Source organism: Gammaproteobacteria bacterium (assembly GCA_036381015.1).
Taxonomy (GTDB): Bacteria; Pseudomonadota; Gammaproteobacteria; order Steroidobacterales; family Rariloculaceae; genus ZC4RG20.
The window spans coordinates 159206-181351 of the sequence record DASVDR010000008.1 but is presented as its reverse complement, the minus strand read 5'-3'; the positions used below and the strand labels follow the sequence as shown (position 1 = coordinate 181351).

Genomic DNA, 22146 nt, shown 5'->3' with positions numbered 1-22146 from the left:
GCTTCAGCCGGCGAGCTGCTCGGTATCGAGGGGCGGGACCGCGTGGGTGACGGCGCCGTCCGGGCGGTACAGGATCTCGTAGGTCTGGAACTGGCCGGGCGTGCAGAGCGCAAAGCCGAAACGGAGCGTCAAAGCCGACGCCTCGTCGGCGCGCGACCGGCTCGCTCTCACGAAGAAGGCTTGATCGTCGCGCTGGCCGGCCAGCGCACCGCGCTCGCGCAGCTTGCGCAGGAAAGCGTAGGCCTGCTGCTCGACCTGCACGATGGTCTCGGGCGCGCCGAGCGCGGACGGCACCCAGCGCGTCCCGCGCTCGAGCGCCCCGAGCACGCGCAGCGTCGCGCGCCGCGTGTCGAGCCGACGCGACAACGTCGCGACCGCATCCTGCGGAGCGAGGCACGTATTGCCCGTGAGCATCACGCCGCCGCCGCGGGCGCGCACCAGCGCGTTCACGCCGAAGCGCCGCAGCAGTGCGGCTTGTCCATCGCCGACGTCGACGATCGTCGTGAGGCTCGACTTGAGCTGAGCGGCGCCGTGCGCCGGCCAGCCGCCGTTCTCGCGATCCATTCTCGCGAGCAGACCGGCGACCGCTCCGCTTGCGGGAATCTCCGCCGGAAAGCGCGCGAACTGAGCGCGCGGGCGCAGTCGCGGAAAGCAGGTGAGCACGTTGTGGCTCACGAGGCCGGCCGCGCGGATACCGAGCACGGCGGCGTCGGTCGATCGCCAGGCCCTCGGCGGATCCCACACGAGCATCGCGCGGCGCCGGCGACAATAGCGCTCCGCCGCGAGGAACGCGGTGTTGCCGAGATCGCGCCCGGGCGGCGGCGGCAAGGCGAGCAAGTCGATGCGCTCGACGCGGTCGAGCGCGAACAGGCCCGTGCCTTCCTCGTTCGACCCGATCACGTCGTAGTCCGTCAGCTCCACGCCGTCGGTGCCGGGGCGCGACATGTCGAGATACGGGATCGGCTGGCCCGGATGCTTCGCGCGCGTCGCGGACGGCCGCGCTCGCGGCAACGGCCCGACGACCCGCACGAGCTCGGAGTCCTGCAGCGCGTCGACGACGAAGCGGCGGTCGTCCGGATCGATCGATATCGCCGGGTAAAGCTCCTGATCCTCGACCAGCTGCGAGCCCGGTTTCGCGACCCGCTGCACGACCAGATTGAATCGTGCAGCATCCTGCTCGACGCCGTCGTAGTCGATCGACACGCGCAAGCATTCGCGGCTGCCCGGCCGGCGCGCCATCAGGCGCATCACGTCGCCTTCGGCCGGAATCTCGATCACGCCCCGTGTCGCGCGGTTCGCGAGGCGGACGACGACGGCCCGTTCGCCGCCGTTCAGGAAGAAATGCTCGACCGCATACGAGACGAAGCTGAACGGCGTGTGCCCGCCGAAGGCGCGCCGGTACTCGTCGAAGCTCTCGACGGCGACCGGCTCGTCCACGGGACCGCGCTCGGTGCGGCCGAGGAACGCCGCGACCGTCAGCTCCGGCAGCCCGATCGCTTGCGGGCGTACGCCTCCGGGCGTGCCGCCCTCTGCGGGAAACGCTATCGGCTCGACCGCCATCGAACGGGCGGAGCGGACGGCCGCGCAAGCATTGTGCTCAGTCCTCGGGAAGCGCGTCGGGCACGTCGGCGGCGGCCGCGGTCTCGGACTGCGGCAGCGGCGTCGTGTTCTCGACGATCCTCGACGCTGCGAGGTACTCGTCGAACGGCATTGCGGACATGCCGATCGGAAACGGTATGCCGCGCTGCTCGGCGACGACGCGTGCGATCGCGGCGCGGTCGAGCTCCACATCCGCGCGGCCCGACCGGCGGAGGGCGGCCGCGATCGCCTCGTCGGCTTCCCGCGCGAGGTCGCGCTCGTCCTCGTCGAGCGGCCGGTGCACCTCGAGGTAGAGCTCGCCGTCGTTCCAGCCGGCGAGCACGGGCTGGTTGACGATGTGCACCGGCGTGCCGCGGGGGACGCGCTCGAACAGCGCCTCGATGTCCTCCGGATACAACCGAATGCAGCCGTGGCTCACGCGCATCCCGACGCCGGCGGGTTTGTTCGTGCCGTGGATCAGATACCCGGGCATCGACAGCGCCATCGCGTGGCGACCGAGCGGATTCTCCGGGCCGGGCGGCACGACGGCCGGCAGCGGATCGCCCTGCTCGGCATGCTCCTGGCGCACGGAGGCCGGCACGTACCAGACCGGGTCGACGACCTTCTCGGTGACGGTGGCCGTGCCGACCGGCGTCCCCCAGCCTTGCCGGCCGATCCCGATCGGGTACGTCGTGACCGTCATCACCTCGCCGCCCTCCTCGTCCCGCCGGTCCGAGAAGTAGTAGAGCCGCATGCTCGGCAGGTTGATCACGATGCCGTCACGCGGAGCGTCCGGCAGAATCGAGCGGGTCGGCAGATAGACCGGCGTGCCTTCGCCCGGCAGCCAATGATCGACGCCGGGATTCGCGCGGCGCAGCGCCTCGTAGCCGAGGTCGTACTCGCGCGCGATCGCCGAAAACGTGTTCTCGTAGCGCGTGAAGAGCACCTGGACGGCGCCGACCATCTCGGCGTCGGCCGGCACCGACGGGAACACGCTCGTCTCGAGCGCGTCGAGACGCGGCGCGGTCGGATCCGGCGCGGCCGGCACGCGGTCGCGCGCGGCTTCGAGTTCCTCCGCGGGTACGACGAAGATGCAGCCCGAGACGGCCAAGCCGAAGGCGAGGACGGCGCTCGCGCGCGCCGTTTTACTTATCATCGACATCGCGCCGCGAGTATACCGATCTTCCCGCCCTTCGGAACAGCCGGGCTGCGCGAGGTGCCTCCGCCCGCAATGCCTCGGGCGGCGCACACTGCCGCCGCGCGCGCAATTCCCGGACTTGCGCGCTCGCGCCGTCGCTCGTGAGCGACGGCGCCGGCCGGTCACTGCGACAACAGGCTTTCCGCGCTGCCGAGGAGGCGCTCCGGCAGGTGCCGCCGGCGCTTGTAGGTCACGAGATACACATCGCGGTCCTTGGCGGCTGCGAGCAGCCAGTCGTCGCTCGAAGCGATCTCGTCGACGAGCTTGAGCTGCACGGCCTTGGCGCCGTACCAGTGCTCGCCGGTCGATACGCTCTCGAGGTCGACCTGGGGACGATGCTCCGCAACCTGCCGCTTGAAGAGCTCGTGGACCTCCGCGAGCTCCTCCTTGAGCTTCTCCCGCCCCTCCTCCGTGTTCTTGCCGAACATCGTCAAGGTGCGCTTGTAGCGCCCGGCGGAGATCTGCTCGAAGTCGATGCCCTTGCTTTCCAGCAGGCGGTTGAAGTTCGGCAGCTGCGCGAGCACGCCGATCGAGCCGATCACGGCGAACGGCGCCGCGATGATGCGGTCGGCGACGCAGGCCATCAGGTAGCCGCCGCTTGCGGCGACCTTGTCGACGGAGACGTAGAGCGGAATGCCGCGCCGCTTGATCCGCATGAGCTGCGACGCGGCGAGACCGTGATCGTGGACGGTGCCGCCCGCGTTCTCGAGCCGCACGAGCACGCAGTCGTTCTCGGTGGCGACGTCGAGGACCGCGGACACTTCCCGGCGCAGCGACGCCGTGGCCGTCGCGCGCAGGTCGCCCTTGAAATCGATGACGAACACCCGGCGCCGCTCGGGCCGCGTCTGATCGCGGCGCTCCTTCTTGCGCGATTTCGCGCGCGCCTTCACGAGCTTCTTGAAGCGATCCTTGCCATGCACCGCGCGCCGGAGCACGTCCGCCTGCTCCTCGAGCTCGCGGTTCAAGTGGCGGACCTCGAGCCCTTCCGGCCGCGCGCCGCGGCGCGTCATTCCGACGATCGCGGCGGCGCCGAGAAGCACGACGACCGCGATCGTGATCAGCTGAGCGAGGAAGAGGGCGTAATCCGCGAAGAACTCGGCCACCAGGAGCGGTCCGGGCTCTAGAGCCCGACGTTGTTGTGCTCGAACACGCGGTCGGCTCGGTAGCTCGAGCGTACGAGCGGGCCCGAGACGACCTCGAGGAATCCGCGTGCGAGCCCCGCTTCCCGATATCGGGCGAACTCCTCGGGCGTGACGTAACGCTCGACGGGAAGATGGTTCGGGGTCGGGCGCAGGTATTGCCCGAACGTCACGATGTCGACGCCGATCGCCGCGAGGTCGTCGAGCGTGCGCAGGATCTCGTCGTCGGTCTCCCCGAGACCGAGCATCAGGCTCGTCTTCGTCAGCACGTCGGGACGGTACCGCTTCGCGTGCTCGAGCACGGACAACGTCTGGCCGTAGCCCGCGCGCGGATCGCGAACGCGGCGCGTCAGCCGCTCGACCGTCTCGACGTTCTGGGCAAACACCTCGAGCCCGGAATCGACGACCGTCTCGACGTCCGCCTTGCGGCCCGAGAAATCGGGGGTCAGCGCCTCGACGACCGTGTTGGGGCACCGCGCCTTGATCGCCCGCACGCATGCCGCATAGTGCGCGGCGCCGCCGTCGGGCAAGTCGTCCCGATCGACCGAGGTCAGCACGACGTACCGGAGGCCCATCAGCTCGACGGAGCGCGCGGCGTTCTCCGGCTCGTCGGGATCGAGCCAGCCGCGCGGGTTGCCGGTATCGACGGCGCAAAACTGGCACGCGCGCGTGCAGACGGCGCCCATGACCATCAGCGTGGCCGTGCCGTGCGACCAGCACTCGCCGATGTTCGGGCACATCGACTCCTCGCAGACGGTGGCGAGGCGATGCTCGCGCACTATGGCCTTCACGGCCTCGTAGCGCGGCCCCGAAGGCAGCCTGGCCCTGAGCCATGGCGGCTTCGCCGGAGATGCAACCGCGTGCCGATCCTCGCGGACCTTGACGCCGTTCTTGATCGCCGAGAAGCCTTGCGGCGTGCGGTATTTCGCGCCGGTGACGACGACGGGGATGCCGCGGAGACTGCCCGCGATGCTGCTAGACTTGTCGCTTCGCACGACCGCAAGTATCTCATGTTTGCCGGCAGCGTGTTATGAGCCGCTATCGCCCGCCCCGCCCGCCGAGCTCGAAGTACATCACGCCGGAAGGCGCGGCGAAGCTGCGGGAGGAGCTCGACGAGCTCTGGAAGCGCAAGCGGCCGGCAGTCACGAAAGCCGTGGCCGAGGCGGCCGCGCAAGGCGATCGCTCGGAGAACGCCGAGTACATCTACGGCAAGCGGCAGCTCGCCGAGATCGACCGCCGGGTGCGCTATCTGCGCAAGCGGCTCGACGGCATGCAGATCGTCGACAGCCCGCCCGCCGACCCCGGCAAGGTGTACTTCGGCGCATGGCTCGAGCTCGAGGACGAGAGCGGCGCCGTGCGCGAATATCGCATCGTCGGGCCGGACGAGGTCGGCGACGACGAGCGCTACGTGAGCATCGATTCGCCGCTCGGCCGGGCGGTCGTCTCGAAGCCGGTCGGGGCGGAAGTGACCGTGCGCACGCCCGAGGGCGAGCGGGTCTATACGATCGTGGACGTCCGTTACACGACGCGGACGAGCCGCGCATGAGCAGGCGCGATTCCCTTCGCCGAAAAAAACCCGGCACGAAGCCGGGTGAGTTACAGGGGGAAAAAGCAGATGAAGGAATCGCTACTGCAGGCGCGCCCAATTGATCAGCCGAACGTCCTGCGATCGCAGATCGAAGTTTCGTGCGAGCAGAGCTTCGATGTCCTTGACGCCGTAGCGCTGCTCCGTAGGCTGATTGAGCTCCACGACCCCGCTGAACTCCTGCTCCGCGCCTTCGAGGGCGGAGCCCGTCAGAACGAAGTGCGTGTAGTACTTGACGCCCATGCGAAGGCACTCTAATGCACGGCCCGCCCGGCGTCTGTGATTGGCCGCACAATATCGTCGCGAGCTTTTTCGTGATGCATCGGGGTTGACATATTTTCAGCACCGCTTCATTAAGGGCGTGCATCGTTCGCCCATGAGCTCTACAGCATGAAAAGATTCATCGCTCTCGTGTTCGCCGCGGCTCTCTCTTGCCATGCCGTTGCACAGCAGGATCTGCGCGCCACGCTGTTCGCCGAAGCCGACGCCGCACGTGAGGCGGCCGGCGCCGCCGAAGCGGAGCTCTTGGCCCCGCAGGCTTTCGAGCGCGGCGCGGAGGCGTACATGCGCGCCGAGGAAGATCTGGCACGCGGTCGGAACATGGAGCGGATCCGGAACGAGCTCGAGGACGCGACCACGGCCTTCAACGAGGCCGTGGAAGCCGCCGAGATCGCGAAGATCACGTTGGCGTCGCTGATCAAGACTCGGGACGATGCGCTGAACGCGAGCGCCGACACGTTCGCCGCGGAAATGTGGATGCAGGCCGAGGAGACGTTCAACGCGGCGGTCCGCCGTCTCGAGAACGGCGATATCCGCGGAGCGCGCAGCCGCGCCGACGAGGCCGAGACCGTGTACCGGGACGCGGAGCTCACGGCGATCAAGGCGCAATATCTCAGCCAGACGCGGGCGCTCCTCTTGCAGGCCGAGCAAGCGCGCGTGCCCCGCTACGCGCCGCGGACATTCGCGCGCGCGGAGGAGCTGCTCGCGCGCGCCGAGCGCGAGCTCAACGAGAACCGCTACGATACCGACCTGCCGCGCAGCCTCGCGCAGCAGGCGAACTACGAAGCCCGCCACGCGATCCATTTGGCCGATCGCATCCGCATGATTCGCGAGGAGGACTGGGAGGAGGAGGACATCATCCTGGCGTACGAGGAGCCTCTCACGCAGATCGCCGCGGCGGCTGACAAGGTGCCCGCGCTCGATCGGGGCACGCAGGCCGTTGCCGACGAGCTCGTGGCGTACATCGAGGAGCTGCGCGAGCAGGCCCGCGAGGCTTCTCTCGATCTCGAGAACAGCCGCACGCGCATCGCCGAGCTCGAGGAGGAGATTCGCCAGCTCGACGAGCAGCTCGGCGGCGTCTCTCAGGAGCGCATCGCGCTGATCCAGCGCCTCGAGGCCGAGGAGCGCGTCCGCGAGCAGTTCGCGACCATCGAGAACCTCTTCACGCGCGATGAGGCGCGCGTCTCCCGGGAAGGCAACGACATCGTGCTGCGCATGGTCGGGCTCACTTTCGCGAGCGGCCGGGCGGAGATCGACGACTCGCACCGCGAGCTTCTCGACAAAGTACGGCGCGCGATCGCCGTGTTCCCGAACTCGCAAGTGATCATCGAAGGCCACACGGATTCGTACGGAGGCGACGAATCGAACATGGCGCTGTCGCGCCGTCGCGCGGAGGCCGTGAGCACCTATCTGACGAACGAGATCGGCGTGCCGGCGTTCCGCATCAGCGCGGTCGGCTACGGCGAAACGCGCCCGATCGCGAACAACGAGACCGAGCAGGGCCGCGAGCGCAACCGCCGCATCGACATCCGCATCGAGCCGCAGATCGAATGACGCGCGGCGCCGCGTAGTCCGAGCGCGGCGCGCGATCGAAGCCCCATCGAGCCTCCGGTCCGTCGGCCCCGCGCGGTCACGACGCCGCCTGCTCGGCCCGCTCGACCTCGGCGCCGAGAAGCCAATCGCCGATCCGCTCGGCGACGAGCCGGTTCGCGAGATAGCCGTACGACTTGTGCACGTTGAGCCCGATGTCGCCGCGAAAGTGATTGTAGAGATCGGTGTGGTCCTCGATCGACTCGATCAGGCCGAGCTCGAGCATCGGCGCGAAGTAGGGCCCGATCGGACGCAGCGCCGTGAGCTCGCCCTTCGCGGCGAAGTTGGCCCAGCGGACGATGTTCCCCGGATAGCGCGCTTCGCCCTCCTGGCCGCTGCCGCGCAGCAACCGGCGAATGAAATGCGTGGCGAGCGGGCTTCCGAGCGTCATGAAGAGCTCCACGCGGCTCTCGCGGCCGATCTCGCGCGTCAGCTCCCATAGCGTGTCGTACGCGATGACCGAGCCCAGGCTGTGGCCGATCAGCAGCACTCTCTCGTCCGCCGACCACGCCTCGAGCAGCGCGGCCTTGAGCAAGCCGCGTATTTCGCTCGCGAAGCCGTGCTCGTCGCTGAAGTAGCGATGCACCTCGGTCATCGTCAGACGCAGCTCCGGCCGCGCGATCAGCCGTCCGAGGAACGGGAGCGCATCCCCGACGAGGTGCCAGAGGCGGCGCACCCGGCGCGCCGCGGAGTCGATCTCGCGCCGATCCTCCTCGCTGGGGTCGGGCTGCTGAAGAATTCGATCGATGCCGGGGATGTCGAGCGCCACGTCGCGGTAGCGGTGATAGAACCGATAGGTCCACGGCACGAGCGTGAAAACGTCCGGGCTCGCCCGAAGCCGCCGGGCCGCGTCCGGCCGCTCCCATGCGAGGCCCGCGACGAGCGTGCGCAGCAGCTCGCGCTTGTGCGGCCCGGGCGGAGGCTTCGGCTTCATGCCCGGCACGAAGATGATGCGTGGAGCCGTCAACTGGAACGCTTCGAACGGACGTACCGTGAGGGTATATTCGACGCAAACGTCGTCACAATGAGCGGTGCGCCGCGCGCGCCGCAGCGGAGGATAGGTGTTGCGTTATCTCCATACAATGGTGCGGGTCAGCAACCTCGAGGAGTCGCTCGATTTCTATTGCCGCAAGCTCGGGCTGAAGGAGCTGCGCCGCTCCGAGCACGAGGCGGGCCGGTTCACGCTCGTGTTTCTCGCTGCGGAAGGTCAGGAAGATTGCGCGCTCGAGCTGACTTACAACTGGGATCCGGAGGAGTACGGCGAGGGGCGTAACTTCGGCCACATCGCCTACGAGGTCGACGACATCTACGCCACGTGCCGTCGTCTGATGGAAGCAGGCGTCACGATCAACCGGCCGCCGCGCGACGGACGCATGGCATTCGTGCGCTCGCCGGACAACATTTCGATCGAGCTCTTGCAGAAGGGCTCACCGAAGCCGCTCGAGGAGCCGTGGCGCTCGATGCCGAACGTCGGCAAGTGGTGAGCGCCCGCGCGTGATCACGCCGGCCTGCGAAACAGCGTCCGGAAGTTGCCGGTCTCGACCTCCCAGTCGTCCGTCGTCTTGAAGACGACGCGGTTGCGCCCGGCCTTCTTGGCCTCGTAGAGCGCCTCGTCCGCCACTTGGATCGCTCCGGCGAGGCTGCGCGCCGAGCCGGGACCGGCGAGCGCGACGCCGACGCTGACCGTGACGACGTCGGCCGCGCGAGACCCTTCGTGCGGGATCGCGAGCGCGGCGACGTCTTGGCGAATTCGCTCCGGCATCGAGCGCGCGTAGTCGCTCGGCGGCCCGTACAGCAGCACGACGAATTCCTCGCCGCCGTATCGTGCCGTGAAGTCGAACGGCCGCTTCGCGGAGCGCGCGATCGTCGCAGCCACCTTCTTCAGGCAGTCGTCTCCGGCCTGATGGCCGTAGAGGTCGTTGTAGACCTTGAAGTCGTCGATATCGACGAACACGATCGCAAGCGTTTGCTCTTCCCGCCGCGATTGGCGCCACACCCGCTTCGCGTGGTCGTCGAAAATCCGTCGGTTGTAGAGACCGGTCATGCCGTCCCGCTCGGCGAGGTCGTGCAGCAGGCGCGTCTCGAGGAAGTTCGTGCGGATCGCGTGCTCGAGCTTGTACGTCGTGATCGACGCCGTCGCGGCGGCCGTGCCGAGAATTGCGCACGAGTACCAGAGCTGCTCGACCGGCAAGTCGACGATCAGGCCGATGACGATGTGCCACACGACGAGCACGCCGCCGACGACGGTGGCGACGTCGAAGAGCAGGCCGAGGAACAGGCACGCGTAAAGGATCACGAGCACCTGGCCGCTCAGCAAATACGACGCGCCATTCAGCGCGGCAACGTGACAGATGTAGGTGACGACGATGCCGGCCAGCGTGATGCTCGTGGCCGCAAGCTCGGTGTACCAGCGCTTCGCGATCTCGAGGTGCATCGAGATCACGGTGCCGAGGAGGAGCGGAAACAGCACGAAGAGCCGCAGCCGATTCATGTGAGGCGTGGCTGCGGACGGCTCGAGCATGGACGCGAGGACGGTGACCGCGAAGAGCGGGAGCAGCGCGATCAGCATCGCGAGCCGGCCTCGCGGCAAGTTCTGCGCGAGATAGAACTCGCGGAACTCCTTCTCCAGGGGGCCGTGAAAGCGGAGGCGGCGAAAACCGGCGTTCAACTGCTCCGCATACGGCGACCTGACGTTCGCGCGGTCGAGGGCGGGTAGGTCCATCGCGTGGATCGGTTCGATAAAGGAAGCCGGCAGAATGCGACCAAAGTCACGCGGGATTCCCTTACGCAGATCACACTCCGCCGGGACCCGCGCCGGCAGTGCGTTCCGCGGCTCCGTTTTGGGACCCGATTCCCAATAATCGGGGCGGGTCCCGTCCGGGCGCGGCCGGGTGCGCACCGGGAGCGGGGGCGGCTCAACGATAGAGCGGGCGCAGGCCGTCGTCCCGAGGCGACTCGCCGTCGGAACGGGCCGCGGCGTCGATCTCGCCGAGCGATGCGGCAAGGCCCGCCCCGTCCCAGCGCTCGCGCTCGGGGCCGTAGAGCGCGGCTTCGAGCTCGCGGACCTCGATCGCGACCGCGGGAGGCAGGCGCTCGGCCAGCGCCCCCAGCGTCCGCGGCGGCGCGGATGCGAACCGCGCCGCGGCCCACTCGAGCAACGTCCGGCCGGCTTCGGCGGTGTCACCGCGCTCGCAAGCCGCGCGCAGCTGCCGCAGCAGGCGGCGATTGGCGGGTCGGCGCGGCGGCTCTTCCGCGGCCGGAACCGCGGCGCGAGGCGCCCGACCGCTCCGCCACCACAAAAGGAGCGTCGCGAGCCAGCCGGCGCCGAGCAGCGCGGACAGCGCCGGCCACGCTCCCGCGCTCGGCGCCGGCGCCGCCGCCGGGGGCGCGTCGCGCGGCGCTTCGACCTGCGGCTCCGGGGTCGGCGTCGGCGCGCCGGGCGCGATCACGACCGAGCGCGGCGGGAGACTCGCGACCTCCCAGCGCCCCGTCTCGACGTTGAACCACGGGAGCTCGACCCCCGGCAGCTCCGCCTCGCCCGACCTCTGCGGCAGCACCGCGTAGCGCTCGGTGCGCGTGGCGACGAGGCCGTCGGGCGTCACGTTGCGCTCGAGCTCGGGCTGATCGGCGTACTGGCGCACCCCATCCGTCCGGGCCATCTCGATCTCGGGAAGCTGCGTCTCGAGCAGGCCGACGGCTTCGATCGTGAGCGTGCGCGTCGCGGGAACGCCGACCATGAGCTCGGGCGGATCGTCGCTCCACATCTCGTGCAGCTCGACGCGCTTCGCGGGGAGCCACACCGCGTTCGGATGCGACGGCGGCGGCGGCACGGCCGGCCGCACTTCGACCTCGACCGGCTCCGAGCGGTAGCGCTGCACACGCGAGAAGCCGCGGCTCGGGATCACCATCGCCTCGAACGTCGCAGGGCCGATCGTCAATTTGCCCGGTTGCTGCGGAAAGATCGCGTAGCGGCGCTCGTTGACCTCGAAGTCGCGGCCGCCGCGCGTCGCGCGGTATCGCCGGTCCTCGCCGAGCCGCTCGACGATCGCCTCGCCGCCGGTCACCTCGGGCGGCGTGATCGCCGCGCGCCCGGTCGCGACGCCGACGAAGAGGCGCAGCGTGTAGACGACCTCCGACTGCACGTAGGCCGTCTCCGGATCCACGTCGACCTCGAGAAAGATGTCGTCCGGCACGCCGGTGTCCGCGAGCGCAGGAAGAATCTCGATCTCGACCGGATTCGAGAATCGGCCGGCGACCTCGATCGGCGGGATCAGCGTCTTCCCGGGGTTGCGCGGCATCAGCTGAAAGATCCACTCGGCGACCTGCTCGGCCTGGCCGTTCACGATCTGAATTTGCGTGCTCTGCGACGAATGCAGGATCTCGAAGAGCTGCTCGAGCGGCGCGACGTTCGGCTCGCCGCGAACGCGCCCTTCGGCGCGGAGGATGTACGTGAACGACTCGTTCACGCGCGGCATCGCACGGTCGACGCTCGCGGTCACGGCGACGTCCTGCGCGGACGCGAGCACGGCGGCCGAGAGCCACAGCCCCAGCGCGAGAACGAGACGCGTCACCATGGCTCGGCCTCGTCGCCGGGCCACACCGGGTTGCCGTCCTGGTCCACCCCGAGACGTCGATACTGATAGAGGAACTTGCGGCGCAGCAGGCCGCCCGGATCCTGCTTGATCCGCCGCAGCCACTGCTCGGCCGCCTGATCCGACGCCCACTGCTCGACGTCGTCGGCGCCCGGCGCGCCGGCTTCCGCTTCGGCCGCCTGCAGGGCCTCGGCGTCCTCGGGCTCGCCGTCCGACTCCCGCCGCTCGCCGTCGCCGACGCCGCGCTCGGTCTGCGAATCCGCAGTGGTCTCCTCGTCCGAGCCCTGCCCGCTCTCGTCCTGCGGCGTCTGCCCCGGGGTCGACGACGCTTGCGCTTGGCGCTGCTCCTGACCGGCGTCGCCGGCCTCGCCCTCCTCCGAGCTTTCGGGCTGGCCGCCCGACGGCTCCGTCGGGCTTTGCTGCTCGCTCTGCTCGTTGCCCGTCGACGAGAACTGCGACTGTGGGGACGGGTTGCGGTCGAGGAGGTCCTGCAGGAGATCCCGGTTGAAGCGCGCATCCTCGTGCCCCGGCTCGAGCTCGAGCGCACGGTCGTAGGCCGCGATCGCCTCCTCGATCTTGCCGGCGCGAGCGAGCGCGTTGCCTCGGTTGTACTGCGCGTCGGCCGTGTCGATCCCGGCGAGTGACGCGGCGCTTTCGGCGAATTGCCCCGCCCGATACTGCGCCGCGGCGCGCCATTCCGGATCCTCGAACAGCCGCGCCGCGCGCGCGGGCCGCTGCTCCGCCATTGCGTCCTCGCCGAGCTGGTCCGGCCGCTGCCACAGCGAGAGCCAGCGGTCGCGCCACGACGGCGCCTCGGCCGACGCGACGCCGCCGTCCGGGGCCGCGGAAGCGTCCTGAGCTTCGGCCTGCGGCATCGGCAAGAACAGCGCGATGCAGCACGCCGCGATGATCCCGCGGCGAAAGCCGAGCGCAAGGAGCGGCAGCAGCAGCACGGCGAGCACGGGGCCTGCGTCGCGCCATGCTTCGGCGAGCTCTGCGTCGTCGTCGGTGGAGCGGTCGATGTTCCCGGCGGCCTGCGGCGGCGCGAGCCGATCGAGGTCGGCATCGCTCGCCGTGAGCCGCGAGAAGCGCCCGCCGCCCGCGTCGGCCAGGCGCGCGAGCGCGCCGGGGTCGAGCTTCGGCACGACGACGTTGCCCGCGCGGTCGGTCAAAAAGCCGCCTTCCCGCAGCGGGATCGGCGCGCCGTCCTCGGTGCCGATGGCGAGCACGTTGATCTCGATGCCTTCCGACGCGAGGTTCTTTGCAGCCTCGAACGCACCATCCGACGGCACGGCGTCGGTCATGACCAGGATGCGGCCGTCGGTCGCGTTCGCCTGGCGGAGCAGCTCCGCGGCCTTCTCGAGCCCCGCTTCGATGTAGCTCCCGCGGCTCGGCATGATGTCGCTCGAGAGCGCGCCGACGAGCGCGCTGATCGTGTCGGTGTCCGTCGTCAGCGGCGTGACCGTGAAGGCGTGCGCGGAAAACACGACGAGGCCGGTCTGGCCGCCGCGGCGCCGCTCGAGCAGCGACAAGAGCTTCAGCTTCGCGCGCGCCAGCCGGCTCGGCGGGAGATCCGCCGCATCCATCGAGCTCGACAGATCGAGCGCGACGACGAGCGCCTCGTCGGAGCGAAACGCCGGCACCGGCACGCGCTCCCACGTCGGCCCCGCGAGCGCGAGCGAAGCCAGAATCCACGCGGCAACGGCCGCGGCGAGCGGCCAGCGGCGGCCCGTGTACGCGTCTCCGGTGCTGAGCACGAGCGGCTGAAGCACGCGGTCGACGACATTGCGCCAGCCGCCCCCGTTCGCCTGCATGCGGAACAAGTAGAGCACCAGCAGCACTCCGCACGGCAGCGCGGCGAGCCACCACGGCCTCAAGAAATGAAAGTCAGCCATGGGCGGCCTCGCTGCCCGTACCGAAGCGCCACCGCGCGGCGAAAAGCGCTTCCGCCGACGCCGCCCCGAGCGCGATCACGGCGGCGAGCGCAAGCGGCCAGAAGAAAAGCTCCTTCACCGGGCGGAAGCCGTCGGCCTCGGATTCGGCGGGCTCGAGCGCGTCGAGAATTTCGTAGATCTCGGCGAACTCCTCGGTGTCGCGCGCGCGGAAATACCGCCCGCCGGTCATGTTCGCGATCGCGGTCAGCGTCTTCTCGTCGAGGTCGGCGGACGGATTGATCTGCCGCAGGCCGAACAGCGACCGAACAGTCAGCGCGTCGGCGCCGATGCCGACGGTGTAGATCACGACCCCGCGCTGCGCCGCGAGCTCCGCGGCCTTCAGCGGATCGACCGCCCCGGCGGTGTTCGCGCCGTCGGTCAGCAGGATCAGCACGCGGCGGCCTTCTTCGATTCCCGCATCGTCGAAGGTCCGAATCGCGAGCCCGATGGCGTCGCCGATCGCGGTCTCTTTGCCGGCGAGGCCGATCACCGCCTCGTCGAGCAGCGTGCGCACCGTCGCCCGATCGAACGTCAGCGGCGTCTGCAGGTAGGCCTCACGGCCGAACAGGATCAGGCCGATGCGGTCGCCGATGCGTCGCTCGATGAAGTCGTCGGCCACTGCCTTCGTGGCCGCGAGGCGGTCCACCCACTGGCCGTCGAGCTGGAAGTCCTGCTCCTCCATGCTGCCGGAGAGATCGACGGCCATCAGGAGGTCGCGGCCGGTCATCGGCACGGCCACGGGATCGCCGACGAACTGCGGGCGCGCCGCGGCGACGACCGCGAGCGTCCAGACGATCCACAGCAGCGCCAGACGACGCGTCGGACCCCGTCCCGAGAGTCGCGCGGAGGCGAGATCCGCGAACGCGCTTCCGGGCGGCGCCTTGAGGGCGACGTCGCGCTCCATCGAGGCCGGCGGCAACCTGCGCCGGACGAGCCACGGCACGGGCAGCGCGAGCAACATCCACCACCAGGCGAGCGTCCACACGGCCTCAGTCTCCGAGCCGTTGCGTCTTGATCCAGTCGCCGCACAGCCGCGTGAGCTCGAGCGCCTCGGCCCGGCCGACGCTTCCCGCGGGCGCGTACGGCGCCTCGACGAGCCTCCGCCCGGCGCCCTGGACGAAGCCCCCGGCCGGCGAGCGCGCGTCGAGGTACTCGAGCCAGCGGTCGCCGATCAGTCCGGGCAGGCCGCCGTCGCCTCGCGCGGCGGTGATCGCGAACCGGCGCAGCACGACCGAGAGCGTCTGCAAGCACGCGACCGGCTCGGCGCCTCGCTCGAGATCGGCCGCGATGCGGGAGACGGCCGCGAGCGCGACGCGGCGGCCGCGGTAGCGGTGGCGGACCCACAGGGCATAGCCGACGGCCGCCGCGGCGGCGGCGATCAGGAGCCACCAGCCGGGCGCCGGGGGCCACCACGAGACGGGGTCCGGCATATGGATGTCCCGCAGGGGCAAGCTCGCGGGATCGATGCCCTGATTCATCGCGTCGTCGCCTCGAAACGTCTCATGCCGGGCGGCTCTTGAATCGTTGTGCCAGCACTGCTCGCGGGTCGTCGGACGTCGCGCAATCGATCACGTGGATGCCCGGCACCCGCGCGAGCGCGCCGAGCCGCGCCCGCCGCGCTTCGAATTGCCGCCTGTAGCGGGCACGCAGCGCCTGATCCGACGTGTCGATCGAGACCGACCGGCCGCCGACCAGGATTCGATAGCGGCCGGGCGGCGGAAGTTCAGCCTCGACCGGGTCGAAGCAGTGCACGAGGAACACGTCGCCATGGCTCGCGAGCTGGCGCAGGTGGCGGTCGGCGTCGTCGCCGAGCGCATGGAAGTCGGAGAACAGAAAGGCCAGGCTGCCCGGGCGCGCGACGCGCGTGAGTCGGACTAGCGCGTGATCCGCCGCGCCGCTCGAGGCCGCGTCGGCGGAAGCGGCCGGCGACCAGAAGCCGTTTTCCGCGATGAGCTGGAGCAGCGTCAGCGCGGCGCGCCGGCCGAGGCGCGGCCGGCGCTCGTGGTGCTCGGTCTCCGAGAATACGAGCCCCCCGAGACGATCTCCGTTCCCGATCGCGCTCCAGGCGACGAGCGCCGCGGCCTCGGCCGCGCGCACGGCCTTGTACACCCCCCGCGTTCCGAACAGCATCGGCGCGCGAAGATCGAGCCAGACGATGACCGGGCGATTGCGCTCCTCGCGAAAGACCTTCGTATGCGGCTTGCCGGTGCGCGCCGTCACGCGCCAATCCATCGTGCGCAGGTCGTCGCCGGGCTGGTAAGGGCGCGACTCGTCGAACTCGACGCCGCGGCCCTTGAACGCGGAGAGGTGCCCGCCCGCGGCGAGCGCGCGCACGCGCGGCGTCGCGAGCGTCAGGGTCTCGCCCGCCGCCTTCAGCCGGATCAGGCGATCGAGCGTCACGCGGTCCGGCGCCGCCGACGGCTCGCCGGATGGCGGCAACCGCCCGGCCGGGGCCCGCTTGGCGGCGACGCCGATCACGGCACGCCGATCCTCCCGAGGAGCGTGTCGACGATCTCGTCCGGAGCGCGCCCGGCGGCCTCGGCCTCGAAGCTGAGCAGAATGCGGTGCCGGAGGATGTCGTGCGCGACGTCTTGGATGTCTTCCGGCGTGACGAAGTCGCGGCCCGCGAGCCACGCGCGGGCCCGGGCGCATCGATCGAGCGCGATCGTCGCGCGCGGGCTCGCGCCGTACTGCAGCACGCCGGCGAGATCGTCGCCGTAGCGCGCGGGATCGCGGGTCGCGAGCACGATCTGCACGATGTACTCCTCGAGCGGCTCGGCGAGATGCAGATCGAGCACCTCGAGGCGCGCGGCCAGGACTTCTTCCTGCGTCAGCGGATTCGCGGCGCGGAAAAGCTCGCGGTCGCCGGTGGAGTGGCGGCTCTCCGCGCGGTTCAGCGCGAGGATCGCGCGCTCTCCGGCCGCGTCGGGATAGCCGACCAGCACGTGCAGCAGAAAGCGGTCGAGCTGCGCCTCGGGGAGCGGGTACGTGCCTTCCTGCTCGATCGGGTTCTGCGTCGCCATCACCATGAACAGCTTCGGCAGCGGGTACGTGACGGAGCCGACCGTGATCTGCCGCTCGGCCATCGCCTCGAGCAGGGCGGACTGCACCTTCGCCGGCGCGCGGTTCACCTCGTCGGCCAGCACGAGGTTGTGGAACAGCGGACCCTCGCGGAACACGAACGAGCCGTCCTGCGGACGATAAATTTCCGTGCCCGTCAAATCCGCCGGCAGTAAATCGGGCGTGAACTGAAGACGATGGAAGTCGCCTTCGACGTTGTGGCTCAGCACCTTGATCGCGCGCGTCTTCGCAAGCCCCGGCGCGCCCTCGACGAGCAGGTGGCCGTCGCAGAGCAGCGCGATCAGCATGCGGTTCAAAAGCCGCTCCTGCCCGACCACGAGCGTCTTCAAATGAGATTCGAGACGTAGGAATTTCTGCTGGAGCGACATTCGGAAATCCGGCTAAAGCGGCTCATTTTAGCGGTTGGGCCGACACGGCACACGCGGCGGGACGGCGACCCGGGCGGCGCGCGTAGGCCCGAGCGCTTCGAGCTCGCGGCCGGGGCTTCCCTCGAGAGCGCGTGGAAGGCTCGAGCCGACGAAGTCAGCGGCCGCGGACGAAGCGGCCGCCGGGTGTGATGCCGAGCGGGCCGCGCGGCAGGTAGAGCTGAATCGGCTGACCGTCGCGAAGGACGTCGAGGACGACGGTTTCGCCCGGCCGGCCTTCGAGCGTGAAGCGGTTCAGCTCGCGAATGTCGAAGACGCGGCGACCGGCGTAGGCCACGACCTCGTCGCCCGGGAGAAGCCCCGCGCGCTCCGCGGGCGAGGTCGGCAGCACGCGGCCGACGCGGACCCGGGTTGGTCTCCCGAGCGCCTCGAGGTAGCGCTCGTACTCGTCGTCGCCGAGCTCGGCCCGAAGCGCGTCGTCCGGCGAGAAGTCCGTGTCCTCGCCGTTGCGCGACGCGTCGTATTGGAGCTGCAGCGCCTGCACCAGGAGCTCTGCCGCGCGGCGATCGATCCACGCCGCGCGGTCCGGCGTGAAGCCGGCTTCGACCAGGCGGTCGATGCGCCGTTGCTGGACCTCGGCCTGCGTCGGTCCGTTCCGGAAGCGCCGCTCGCTGCCGAGGCTTCGATCCTCTCCGGCTTCGCCGCCGCCGTCGGCGGCGTCGAACGCGTCGTCGAGGAATATCTGCTCGCGATCGGCAGCGCTCCGTGCCGAACCGCTCGGCTGCCGGAGCGCTTCGCGCAGCACGCCGACCTCGGCCTCGAGCGCGGCGCGGCGTTCCGCTTCTTCGCCGAGGCGGCGCTCGAGCGCGGCGACGCGCTCCCGGAGCGAGGCGTCGGCGGCAGGGTCGGCTGTAGCCCCGGGGGCGGCCGCCCCCCGTCCCGGCGGGAGCCATGTGGCAATGGCGAAGCCCGCCGCGAGCCCCGCGGCCAGAAAGGCGAGGGTCTTCAGCGTCGTCGAAGGCATGTGAGCGCTCCGCCGCCGTGGTGCCGCCAATGGCGCGCTGCGGCCGCGCGAGCCGCGGCCGCGTCAAGTATGCTGCCGGGCGTTGCCGATGCAAAGGGCGGGGCCGGGGCGCGTCGGCGGGCGCCGTGCCCCGCGCCGACCGCCGTCCGTGCCGCATTGCCCACGCTCATGAAGAAGCCGCTCCTCTTGCTCCTCGCCGTCCTGCTGGCCGTGGCCGGCACCGTCGCCGCGACGTTGACGGCGTCGCTTCCCCGCCGCGACGGCGCCGCGGAGGTCCGCGGTCTGTCCGCGCCCGTGACGATCGAGCTCGACGCGCACGCGATCCCGCGCATTCGGGCCGCGACGCTCGCCGACGCGTTCCGCGCGCAAGGCTTCGTGCACGCGCAGGAGCGCTTCTTTCAGATGGACTTGACGCGCCGCGACGCGGCCGGGGAGCTCGCGGAGCTGTTCGGCGAGATCGCGCTCGACCGGGACCGCGAGCGGCGCCGTTTTCGATACCGCGAGCGCGCGCGAGCGCTCGCGGCATCGCTGCCCGCCGAGCAGCGCGCTTGGCTCGCGGCGTACGTCGAGGGCGTCAACGCGGGCCTCGAGGATCTCGGCAGCCGGCCCCCCGAGTATTGGGTGCTCCGCGCGGAGCCCGAGCCGTGGACCCTCGAGGACTCGCTCCTCGTCGTCTACGCGTTCTATACGATGCTTTCCGAGAATCACCGCTACGAGCGCTCGCAAGGCGTGATGCGGGCGACCCTGCCGGACGACGTGTACGCGTTCCTGACGCCCGCGATGTCGCGCTTCGATCGTCCGCTCGACGCGATCGGCTCGCCGGATCCGACCGGCGGCTACGCGCCGCTGCCGGTCCCTCGGGCGGCATCGCTCGAGCCCGGCGCGCCGGCGCCGCCGTCCGGTACGCTCGTCGCACCGCCGCTCGCCGCCGCGGCGTCGAACCAATGGGCCGTCGCCGCGGAGCGCTCCGCGAGCGGGACCGCGATCGTCGCGAACGACACGCACCTCACGCTGCGCCTGCCGAACGTCTTCCACCGCGCCGAGCTCTATTGGGGCGGCCGAGTCGCCCGAGGCCTCGGCATCCCGGGCGTGCCCGGGATCCTCGTCGGCGCGACCGACCGCATCGCGTACGGCGTGACCGTGAGCTACGCGGACCAGAGCGACTGGGTCGTCGTCGAGACGGCCGACGGCGATCGCGCGTACCGCGTCCCGGAAGGCATCGAGCCGTTTCGAATCGAGCGCGAGGAGATCGTCGTGCGCGGCCGCGACGAGCCCGTCGTCGTCGAGGTCGCTTCGACCCGGTGGGGTCCAGTCGTCGCCCGCGATTGGCTCGGGCGCCCGCTCGTGCTGCACGCGACGTGGCTCGAGCCGGGCGGCGTCGATCTCGACGTGCTGCGGCTGATGCTCGCGGACTCGGTCGGGGAAGCGGTGGAAACGTTGTCCGGCTGGGCCGGGCCGTCGTTGAGCTACGTGCTGGCCGACGCAGACGGCGACATCGGCTGGATCACGACCGGCCCGCTGCCGATCCGCACGGGCTTCGACGGGTCGGTGCCCGAGTCGTGGGCGGACGGCGCTCGGGCCTGGATCGGCTATCGCGAGCCTCCGTCGATCGTCGCGCCGGAAAGCGGTGCGCTGTTCAACGCGAACAACCGCGCATTGGGCGCCGCGAAAGCCGAAGCGCTCGGCCGCGCGTGGATGGCGCCGTTCCGCGCGCACCGCATCGCCGATCTGCTGGCCGCGCGTCCGCGCTTCGCGGAGCGCGACTTTCTCGCGATGCAGCTCGACACGCGCGCGGAGGCCTACGACATCGTGCGCGACGTCGCGCTCCGCGTGCTCGACGAGGCCGAGCCCGACCCCGTGCTCGCGGCGGCGAGGCAACGGATCGCGGACTGGAACGGACGCGCAGACGCGACCGAGGTCGGCTTCAGGCTCGTGTACGTTTGCTACCGGGCGCTGCGGGAGCGCGTGCTCGCGCCGCTGCTCGCGCCCGTGCGCGCGGCGGATCCCGCCTTCGTCTATCGTTGGCCGCTGTCCGACGAGCCGATGCGGCGGCTCCTCGAGGAGCGCCCGCTCGATTGGTTGCCGGAAGGCTTCGACGACTGGGATGCGTTCCTGCGCGACGTCGTCGTCGATGCAATCCAAGCGCTCGAGCATGCGCCCGCCGGGCTCGGCCCGGAAACCGCGTGGGGCGACGCGAATCGCCTGGACGTGGGCCATCCGTTCTCGGCGTTGCCGCTGGTCGGAAACCTGTTTCGGCTGCCGCCGGTACCGCAGCCCGGCGCGGCCGTCACGCTGCGCGTCGCAGAGCCGCGCCGCGGCGCCGTGATGAGAATGGCCGTCTCTCCGTCGGCGCCGGAGAACGGGATTCTCGAGATGCCCGAAGGTCAGAGCGGCCACTTCCTGTCGCCGCACTTTCGAGATCTTCAGAAGGACTGGGTCGACGGCGCGCCGACGCCCTTTCTCGCCGGCGAGACGGTGGACGAGTACCGGCTTCTGCCGCCCCGATCAGCGGACTGATCGAAAAGGCGTCCGGCGTGATTTTGGTCGTCGCGGAAAAAGGGTGTCGCGGAAAAAAGGTGTCAGACACGATTTTTTTGGAAAAGGTGTCTGACACCTTTTTGGGCGGACACCTTTTTGGGCGCTACTGGAACGTGACCCGCTCGATCGACGGCGGCTCCTGGTCCTGGAAGTGCGGCTTCACGACGTAGACGTCGCCGTCGGCGACGGCCGCGGTCGTGCCCTGCCCTTCGAACGGCCCCACGGCCGCGACTTCCGCAGTCGCCCAGTCGTCGTTGCTGGTCAACGCGATGACGCGGCTCTGGCTGTTGCTGACGACCGCGAGGCGCCCGTCGTCGGTCCACACCATCCCGTCGCCACCCTCGAGCGGCTCGGCCAGCATCACGGTGCTCGCCGTGTCCGGAGCGTCGACCGGGATCTTGTGGAGGCCGGTGGCGGCGACGACCAGCAGGAAACCGCCGTCGTCGTAGACGATGCCGTTCGGCTGCGTCTCCGGCTCGAAGCGATGGAGCACCGACGCCGTCCCGTCCATCGCGACGCTGTAGACGACGTTCATCCGCGTGTCGGTCACGTACGCAGTGCCGTCGTCGCCCACCGCGACGTCGTTCGCGAAGAACGCGGCGTCTTCCGGCAGCTCGCCGAGCGCCTGCGTGAGATCCACCATCGCGGTTTGCTCGCCCGTGGTGAGATCGTAGATGCCGAGCATCGCCTGTCCCGGCCCCTGCCCCTGGAAGACGGCACTGTCGGAGTTCGCGACGAGCAGGCGGTTGCGTTCCTCGTCGACCTCGATGCCGACGGACGAGACGAGCTGCTCGTCCATCACGAACGGGGTGAGACTGCCGTCGTTGCCGACCTCGAACACGGTGCCTTCGGCGAGGGAGCCGACGAGAAAGCGGGCGTTCGTCCGATCGTACTCGATGCCCTCCGGGATCACGCCGCCGCGCTCCATGACGATCATCTCGGGGATTTCGCCGGCCTCCGGCGGCTCGGCCTGCGGAGAGGCGGCCTGAGGAGAGGCGACCGGCGGGGGCGACTCGGCTTCGGGCTCGGTGGCGGGGCTCGTGGGCTCGGGCTCGTCGGTGCAGCCGACGATCAAGGCCGCCACGGCGGCGACGGCGACTGGTCTGAGGGCCATAGCGATCACCTCCCGTTGCGTTTTCTTGAAGTATCGCAGCGATGGTAACACCTCGCGGAGCGCTTTCGCCCGCGTTGCGCGCTCCCGCTGCCGCGCGCCGCGATGCGCGGCCATTGCCGCGGCGGATGC

The 22146-nt window shown here is 70.3% G+C and carries 19 protein-coding genes; 4 read left to right on the top strand and 15 right to left on the bottom strand.

Annotated features, from left to right (window positions below; translation table 11 throughout):
• Positions 1-3: 3 nt before the first annotated feature.
• The 4 genes from VF329_02700 to lipA form a co-directional block, all read right to left on the bottom strand.
• Positions 4-1560 (bottom strand): hypothetical protein, encoded by a 1557-nt coding sequence (locus tag VF329_02700; GenBank protein ID HEX7079907.1) that lies wholly within the window; start codon positions 1558-1560, stop codon positions 4-6.
• 37 nt (positions 1561-1597) lie between these two features.
• Entirely contained in the window at positions 1598-2734 is a 1137-nt protein-coding gene (locus tag VF329_02695) for a L,D-transpeptidase family protein (GenBank protein HEX7079906.1), read from the bottom strand.
• 164 nt (positions 2735-2898) lie between these two features.
• The gene (gene sohB, locus VF329_02690) at positions 2899-3879 is read right to left on the bottom strand and encodes a protease SohB (protein ID HEX7079905.1); all 981 of its coding nucleotides are present in this window, start codon (positions 3877-3879) and stop codon (positions 2899-2901) included.
• 17 nt (positions 3880-3896) lie between these two features.
• Positions 3897-4910 (bottom strand): lipoyl synthase, encoded by a 1014-nt coding sequence (lipA, locus tag VF329_02685; GenBank protein HEX7079904.1) that lies wholly within the window; start codon positions 4908-4910, stop codon positions 3897-3899.
• A 35-nt stretch (positions 4911-4945) separates the two neighbouring features.
• Here lipA and greB point away from each other — a divergent pair, with 35 nt between their 5' ends.
• Entirely contained in the window at positions 4946-5461 is a 516-nt protein-coding gene (gene greB / locus VF329_02680) for a transcription elongation factor GreB (protein HEX7079903.1), read from the top strand.
• Positions 5462-5542: 81 nt separating this feature from the next.
• Here greB and VF329_02675 read toward each other — a convergent pair whose 3' ends face one another.
• Positions 5543-5743 (bottom strand): hypothetical protein, encoded by a 201-nt coding sequence (locus tag VF329_02675; protein HEX7079902.1) that lies wholly within the window; start codon positions 5741-5743, stop codon positions 5543-5545.
• Positions 5744-5890: 147 nt separating this feature from the next.
• On the opposite strand from VF329_02675, the gene VF329_02670 reads away from it, so the two are divergent.
• Positions 5891-7333, top strand: coding sequence for an OmpA family protein (locus VF329_02670; protein ID HEX7079901.1), 1443 nt, complete (start codon positions 5891-5893; stop codon positions 7331-7333).
• A gap of 76 nt (positions 7334-7409) precedes the next feature.
• Here the strand turns inward: VF329_02670 and VF329_02665 are convergent, their stop codons facing one another.
• Positions 7410-8336: a hypothetical protein gene (locus VF329_02665; protein HEX7079900.1), complete on the bottom strand. Its 927-nt coding sequence runs from the start codon at positions 8334-8336 to the stop codon at positions 7410-7412.
• A gap of 97 nt (positions 8337-8433) precedes the next feature.
• Here VF329_02665 and VF329_02660 point away from each other — a divergent pair, with 97 nt between their 5' ends.
• Positions 8434-8853, top strand: coding sequence for a VOC family protein (locus VF329_02660; protein HEX7079899.1), 420 nt, complete (start codon positions 8434-8436; stop codon positions 8851-8853).
• Positions 8854-8867: 14 nt separating this feature from the next.
• Here VF329_02660 and VF329_02655 read toward each other — a convergent pair whose 3' ends face one another.
• From VF329_02655 to VF329_02620, 8 genes are all read right to left on the bottom strand, one after another.
• A complete protein-coding gene (locus tag VF329_02655; GenBank protein HEX7079898.1) occupies positions 8868-10091 on the bottom strand; it encodes a diguanylate cyclase in 1224 nt (407 codons plus the stop codon).
• A 193-nt stretch (positions 10092-10284) separates the two neighbouring features.
• Entirely contained in the window at positions 10285-11943 is a 1659-nt protein-coding gene (locus VF329_02650; protein HEX7079897.1) for a BatD family protein, read from the bottom strand.
• Complete coding sequence (locus VF329_02645; protein ID HEX7079896.1) at positions 11937-13856, bottom strand: VWA domain-containing protein; 1920 nt, start codon at positions 13854-13856, stop codon at positions 11937-11939. Before VF329_02645 ends, VF329_02650 begins: the two co-directional genes overlap by 7 nt.
• A complete protein-coding gene (locus VF329_02640) occupies positions 13849-14880 on the bottom strand; it encodes a VWA domain-containing protein (protein HEX7079895.1) in 1032 nt (343 codons plus the stop codon). The genes VF329_02645 and VF329_02640 overlap by 8 nt, the downstream gene beginning before the upstream one ends.
• Positions 14881-14884: 4 nt before the next feature.
• A complete protein-coding gene (locus VF329_02635) occupies positions 14885-15373 on the bottom strand; it encodes a DUF4381 domain-containing protein (GenBank protein ID HEX7079894.1) in 489 nt (162 codons plus the stop codon).
• Between the two features lie 22 nt (positions 15374-15395).
• On the bottom strand, positions 15396-16373 hold the full coding sequence (locus VF329_02630) for a DUF58 domain-containing protein (protein ID HEX7079893.1): 978 nt from the start codon (positions 16371-16373) through the stop codon (positions 15396-15398).
• On the bottom strand, positions 16370-17344 hold the full coding sequence (locus tag VF329_02625; GenBank protein HEX7079892.1) for a MoxR family ATPase: 975 nt from the start codon (positions 17342-17344) through the stop codon (positions 16370-16372). Before VF329_02625 ends, VF329_02630 begins: the two co-directional genes overlap by 4 nt.
• Positions 17345-17498: 154 nt before the next feature.
• Positions 17499-18365 carry a PDZ domain-containing protein gene (locus VF329_02620; GenBank protein HEX7079891.1) on the bottom strand — a complete coding sequence of 289 codons (867 nt, stop codon included), beginning with the start codon at positions 18363-18365 and terminating at the stop codon, positions 17499-17501.
• Between the two features lie 168 nt (positions 18366-18533).
• Between VF329_02620 and VF329_02615 the strand changes: the two genes are divergently transcribed.
• Positions 18534-20882 carry a penicillin acylase family protein gene (locus VF329_02615; protein HEX7079890.1) on the top strand — a complete coding sequence of 783 codons (2349 nt, stop codon included), beginning with the start codon at positions 18534-18536 and terminating at the stop codon, positions 20880-20882.
• Positions 20883-21006: 124 nt separating this feature from the next.
• On the opposite strand, the gene VF329_02610 is transcribed toward VF329_02615, so the two are convergent.
• Positions 21007-22017 (bottom strand): hypothetical protein, encoded by a 1011-nt coding sequence (locus VF329_02610; protein ID HEX7079889.1) that lies wholly within the window; start codon positions 22015-22017, stop codon positions 21007-21009.
• Positions 22018-22146 lie beyond the last annotated feature (129 nt).

What these genes read in the sequence shown, in the direction of transcription:
- VF329_02645 (HEX7079896.1), bottom strand. Translation starts at nt 13,856, where the DNA reads ATGGCTGACTTTCATTTCTTGAGGCCGTGGTGGCTCGCCGCGCTGCCG.
- VF329_02620 (HEX7079891.1), bottom strand. Translation starts at nt 18,365, where the DNA reads ATGCCTTCGACGACGCTGAAGACCCTCGCCTTTCTGGCCGCGGGGCTC.
- VF329_02635 (HEX7079894.1), bottom strand. Translation starts at nt 15,373, where the DNA reads ATGAATCAGGGCATCGATCCCGCGAGCTTGCCCCTGCGGGACATCCAT.
- VF329_02615 (HEX7079890.1), top strand. Translation starts at nt 18,534, where the DNA reads ATGAAGAAGCCGCTCCTCTTGCTCCTCGCCGTCCTGCTGGCCGTGGCC.
- VF329_02700 (HEX7079907.1), bottom strand. Translation starts at nt 1,560, where the DNA reads ATGGCGGTCGAGCCGATAGCGTTTCCCGCAGAGGGCGGCACGCCCGGA.
- VF329_02610 (HEX7079889.1), bottom strand. Translation starts at nt 22,017, where the DNA reads ATGGCCCTCAGACCAGTCGCCGTCGCCGCCGTGGCGGCCTTGATCGTC.
- VF329_02655 (HEX7079898.1), bottom strand. Translation starts at nt 10,091, where the DNA reads ATGGACCTACCCGCCCTCGACCGCGCGAACGTCAGGTCGCCGTATGCG.
- VF329_02675 (HEX7079902.1), bottom strand. Translation starts at nt 5,743, where the DNA reads ATGGGCGTCAAGTACTACACGCACTTCGTTCTGACGGGCTCCGCCCTC.
- VF329_02695 (HEX7079906.1), bottom strand. Translation starts at nt 2,734, where the DNA reads ATGATAAGTAAAACGGCGCGCGCGAGCGCCGTCCTCGCCTTCGGCTTG.
- VF329_02650 (HEX7079897.1), bottom strand. Translation starts at nt 11,943, where the DNA reads ATGGTGACGCGTCTCGTTCTCGCGCTGGGGCTGTGGCTCTCGGCCGCC.
- greB (HEX7079903.1), top strand. Translation starts at nt 4,946, where the DNA reads ATGAGCCGCTATCGCCCGCCCCGCCCGCCGAGCTCGAAGTACATCACG.
- VF329_02625 (HEX7079892.1), bottom strand. Translation starts at nt 17,344, where the DNA reads ATGTCGCTCCAGCAGAAATTCCTACGTCTCGAATCTCATTTGAAGACG.
- VF329_02670 (HEX7079901.1), top strand. Translation starts at nt 5,891, where the DNA reads ATGAAAAGATTCATCGCTCTCGTGTTCGCCGCGGCTCTCTCTTGCCAT.